Consider the following 4,820-nt stretch of genomic DNA (forward strand, 5'->3'; position numbering starts at 1 on the left):
AAGTCCAAACCCCACTCTCCTGAAAGGATAAGAGCTAAGACATTTTTCACCAATTTGGCGATTTCCGCTTGGAAGGGGCAGGTGATCTATCCTACAGATGTCGGGCGCTTCTTCCGATGCTACAAATCCGGCTGAGTGGGAAGTTTGCTCAAAGAGACAATTAGCGAATAGTAGAATTTGTGCAGTTATCATATTCAGTAAATAATCTGCGAAGCCTCACGGGCTTGCCGCTCATAAACATCCGACCAATAACCATTTTGGTAGGGCGCAACAGCGCCGGTAAAAGTACGTTCCTCAGGTCTTTCCCGCTGATTAAGCAATCGATCGAAGCACGAGCAAGTGCCCCAATATTATGGTTCGACAGAAACAGTGTTGACTATGGGGACTTTCAAACTGCGGTTCGCAACAACAACCCGGAAGACAGCATCTTGTTTTCGTTTGAGGCGCAGGATGTCGAGGTGCGAAATGAACGTTGGCAGCGGCACTACTATTTTATGGACGAGCCCTATGGTCGAAGAACAAGAACAAGAATATTGAGTGCTAAGCTCGACTTCGAAATTGGTCTGCAAGTCCAACGAACATCTAAGTTAAGAGTGAACTTCGATCTGCCAGAGCACGAAATCTTCACAAATATTGTTGTGGCAAAGGATGGGCGCCGTTGTGAGGATGTCATCGTAAACGGCATCTCTGCAGCAAGCATGTTGCCAAAGACTAATTTCAGCTTCCTAAGCAGCGCACTCTTCGCACCATTGCGAATGACACAAGAGGTGAAGAGCGAAAAAACGCGCCAACTTCCCTATTGGACTGAAGAACCTCTAATTTCCGATATTTTTTCGCTACTTAAGCCGCATGTGGACAAGCGAATTGCTGATCACAATTTGATGCTCGAGGCACTAAAAATCCTCCAAAGCCCACGACTGTCAGATGACGTAGTTCGAAATCTGATAGAACGAACGGAACTTAGATCCGTACAAAAACTATATCGAAAGTGGCTGGAATCGGACGACCAAAGAGAAAGAAAGGAGATAGATTGGATATGTGCTCTGAGTTATGCGGTATCCAACTATACAAATGTCTGTCACGCACTGCAGGGAGCATACGGTTCTACGCTTTATATCGGTCCAGCGCGAGCAAGCGGCGAGCGATTCTATCGGAATCAAGAGCTCGAAGTCTCTGAAATTGCACCTGATGGCGAAAACCTACCAATGTTTCTCGCGTCTCTTAGCCATTCTGAACTTTCCGAGTTCTCGGATTGGGTCGAAGGGATTTTTGGCTATGGCATTTCAGTTACCAGAAACGTTGGGCACGTAAGCATTACGCTCAAGCGTGACGGCTTCCATGCGAACGTTGCCGACACTGGCTACGGTGTTTCTCAAGTCTTGCCTATTTTGGCTCAGACTTGGTGGGCCAATAGGGTCAGAGGGCGTGGTCCATCCGGTCGTTTGCCAAGCAATCAATCAACATTCCGAATTTTCGCTATGGAGCAACCCGAGTTACATTTGCACCCCGCCCACCAAGCTAAACTCGCAGACGTTTTTGTTGAAGCATATGCTCAGTCAAAGAGACCGATTCACTACGTGATTGAAACGCACAGTGAGTCCCTGATTAATCGGCTTGGTGAATTAATTGAGGATGGCAAAATACCTTCCTCAGCTGTGCAAATCGTTATCTTCTCAGACGACGGTAACGGCACCGACCCAAATGGAGCTGGGATCAGCATTTCGAATTTTGACGAGCAAGGTCACCTTAAGTCTTGGCCCTACGGATTCTTTTCATACTAAAATGATAATATTGTTTGCTATTACCTCGGATGAACTCGAGCAGCTTCCGAGATTCGAAATGGAAGAGTTACTCACTGAAGTTGCCAGATCCAGTCGGTGCGGAAATCACATTTTTGTCTTGCAGCGTAAGCTTGCTAAATTTGCCTCAGAACAAGAGTGTCTGGCTGACCTCCACCGAGCAGAGTTTAGGAAATTGTCGCAAGCGGCTGCGCAGAATTTTTCACTTCTTTCTAAGGCAGCAGGCTATGTCGAGATAAAAATTGGGGATCAATTCGAGACTAACACAAGGGAAAATAGCTGGACCGTGGGACACAGAAAGTTGCTGCACGGCAGACTGCTCGAAAAACCACGGTTGATCCTCGAAGACGCTCACTCAGATGGTGAGGTATACGCGTTAGTACTCGGTAAGGGTACTGTAGTCGGTCGTGAGATGCAGATTGAGTTTGATGCTTGTCACGGTGGCGGAAATCAAACTTTCCGAAGACTTAGAGAGCAGGTGCAAGCCGGCGCAGTAAGCATTTGTATTTGCGACAACGACATGCTTGCTCCAGGAAGTGCTCGCTCAGAAACCTTCAATAAGGCAGAGACTGAAGCAAACAAATGTGAATTTGTTGGAGGTTTCTTTAATCCACCATATCGAGAAATTGAAAACCTTATTCCAATTGAAATTCTTCGCGAGTGTTATCCGCGTGTTTCACCGAAGCGTCTCGACAAACTGCAGAAGTTGATTGCGGATCAAGATGAAGTTGAACAGGGTGATTGTCTATGGCTTTACTTTGACGTTAAAGAAGGTGTCGAGGGAGAAAAACTCATAGAGAAGTGTCCCAACAGTGCAAGCCAAAACTGGCTGGCATCAAAATATACAAACGGCGACACAGGTTGTTTGACAGATGTAAGTTTTCCTGGATTTGGAGACAGTGTTGTCAGCACTCTCCTTGACAGCGGACCAGCACTTAAAGAGTTTCACAAATTTCTACGATCCGATTATTGGGCTCAGCATCTCCAACCATTCTTCGAGCAGATTGCGTGGTATCTTGTTGGTGAGAAAAAAGCCCGGATTTAGGTATTCGCGGTTTCCTAAAGATAACTAAACCAATGGGAACTTGAATGAGTATTCGGGAAATAATTCAATCAGTGGGCTCGAATTGGAGCGACTATAAGGCAACGAAGACAACGGATAGCGACAACTCGACTCATCAACTCGTTGAGACCCAGTTTCCAACTTGCCTGGAGAAGATAGCGGGAGACTCAACTCACCTTATTTTTTCTGGATCTTGCGGGCTTGGAAATGTTTCCGCTGCTCCCTGGGTCGCTACTTTCGACAGCCGAATAACTAAGTCCCCACAAGACGGTTACTATCCCGTTTACTTGTTCTCCGCAGATCTCAAGCGGGTATACCTGTGTTTTGAAATCGGCCTGACCCAGTTTGATCGTATGCATGGTGAGAACAAGACGAGCTTGCGTAAATTGCAGGAAAGCGTCGAGCGTTTCAGATCATTGCTGATGCCTTTGGGTATACCAGAAGGTATGTCCACCGATGCAATAGATTTATCTTCTTCTCGTGTTGGGAGACGGTATCGGGGTTATGAAGTAGGCTCAATCTTGGCGTTTCGTCCTTATCAGATAGGATCTCTTCCAGATGAAACGCGACTTCAAACGGAATACACTTCTTTACTTGAGTTCTACAAGCGGGTTGCCGAAGACCCTACGATGCCCACGGTTGAAGAGTTCGTTGAAGCTACCGCTGACGTTTCTCGGCCCGTCCATGCACCCAAACTTTTACCCTTTGTACCAAGACCTCCCAAAAAGCATAACAAGGGCAAAGGAACTGGTAGCAGCGAAACACGACGAAGCCAGACCTCTCTTAAAGTAGGAAATGCTGGAGAGTTGGTCGCCCTCCAAGCAGAGCAAGAGAAGTTAAGGGCAGCAGGTCGCGCTGATCTAATTGAGAGGATCGATCACCACGCATCAAGGGGAGAGACTCCTGGCTGGGATATCACGTCCTTCGAAGCAGACGGAACTCCAATCTACATCGAGGTGAAAGCTTCTAAAGGCAAGGTAGTGACAAGTGTTGAGCTTACGCGAAACGAATGGATAGCTGCACAAAATCCAACAGTTGGCGACCGTTATAGAGTATATATCGTTACAGAAGCTCTTAGCGAAACGCCAAAGATTGAAGTGCTTAAAGACCCTTTCAAACACACCGAGTCAGGCAGACTTAGCGTGTCGCCCTCTGTCTACGAGCTGTCCCTGCGACAAGAAAACAAGGTGTGAGTTTCAATCTTACTCTGATTAAGGCCCACCATTGCACTATCAAGCGGTAGCTGTCTCCTGAGCCCAGCATATAGTTGGTCTGGGAGCTTGGTTGGAATTGAAGCGGTTTAGCAATTTCACATCACTACGAACAGCTTCAGATTTGATTCTTGGTGGGGTCTACCAAGCAAACCGAAACTTTAGGCCGCCCTGCAGCTATAGTCTCAAGAGTATCTTTAGCTACTTACCCTATAGGTACTGACGACGCTTTTGTGGCGTCACCCACTCTTCCCCTCAAAGCCCCAACGGGTATTCTGACACTTCGGGTTAGGACCTCGTGTACAATCATTGGGTGTACAATTTGCAGTTGAGGGGAAGCCCTCAAAGAAAGCAATCTATGTCCACTACCCTTGCCCTCAGAAAATGCGCCCAATGCAACGAAAGCTTCCCGTACCGAAGTAACAAAAAGTTTTGTTCTTCAAACTGCCGCAAAGCTAATTCGCAACACAAAAAAAGACTAATCAGTCCTGCCAACGCCTCGAACAGTGTTTCAGTAAGAAGAGATCAACACGAGATCTTCGAACTGGCTGCAAGGATGGCGGAAACACTCTACACTATGCCTCCGGATCAACGTCTCGGATACATCGAAGGGGTTGTTCAGCTTGCCCGAAGCGGGAATTGCCCTCAGGTCCGAAAAATACTGACCATGCCTGACCTCATCTATCCGAGCCCAGAATCAACCCATCTCTTCTTCCGGAGAGACCGGAACTACTGCACGATTTCTCA

At 47.1% G+C, this 4,820-nt stretch carries 3 protein-coding genes; all 3 read left to right on the plus strand.

Annotated features, from left to right (window positions below; genetic code table 11):
- Positions 1-179 precede the first annotated feature (179 nt).
- From AC2FH6_RS21310 to AC2FH6_RS21320, 3 genes are read left to right on the plus strand one after another with little or no spacing between them, the layout of a single operon-like run.
- Positions 180-1,781 carry an AAA family ATPase gene (locus tag AC2FH6_RS21310; RefSeq protein ID WP_496704177.1) on the plus strand — a complete coding sequence of 534 codons (1,602 nt, stop codon included), beginning with the start codon at positions 180-182 and terminating at the stop codon, positions 1,779-1,781.
- 58 nt (positions 1,782-1,839) lie between these two features.
- Entirely contained in the window at positions 1,840-2,844 is a 1,005-nt protein-coding gene (locus AC2FH6_RS21315; RefSeq protein ID WP_496704179.1) for a hypothetical protein, read from the plus strand.
- A 44-nt stretch (positions 2,845-2,888) separates the two neighbouring features.
- The gene (locus AC2FH6_RS21320; RefSeq protein ID WP_496704181.1) at positions 2,889-4,055 is read left to right on the plus strand and encodes an MrcB family domain-containing protein; all 1,167 of its coding nucleotides are present in this window, start codon (positions 2,889-2,891) and stop codon (positions 4,053-4,055) included.
- Positions 4,056-4,820 lie beyond the last annotated feature (765 nt).

The sequence above is a fragment of the Ruegeria sp. CDSC045 genome, from assembly GCF_059610725.1.

Bases quoted from the DNA above. Each gene is read 5' to 3' on its own strand.
- AC2FH6_RS21320 (WP_496704181.1), top strand. From the start codon at position 2,889: ATGAGTATTCGGGAAATAATTCAATCAGTGGGCTCGAATTGGAGCGAC.
- AC2FH6_RS21315 (WP_496704179.1), top strand. From the start codon at position 1,840: ATGGAAGAGTTACTCACTGAAGTTGCCAGATCCAGTCGGTGCGGAAAT.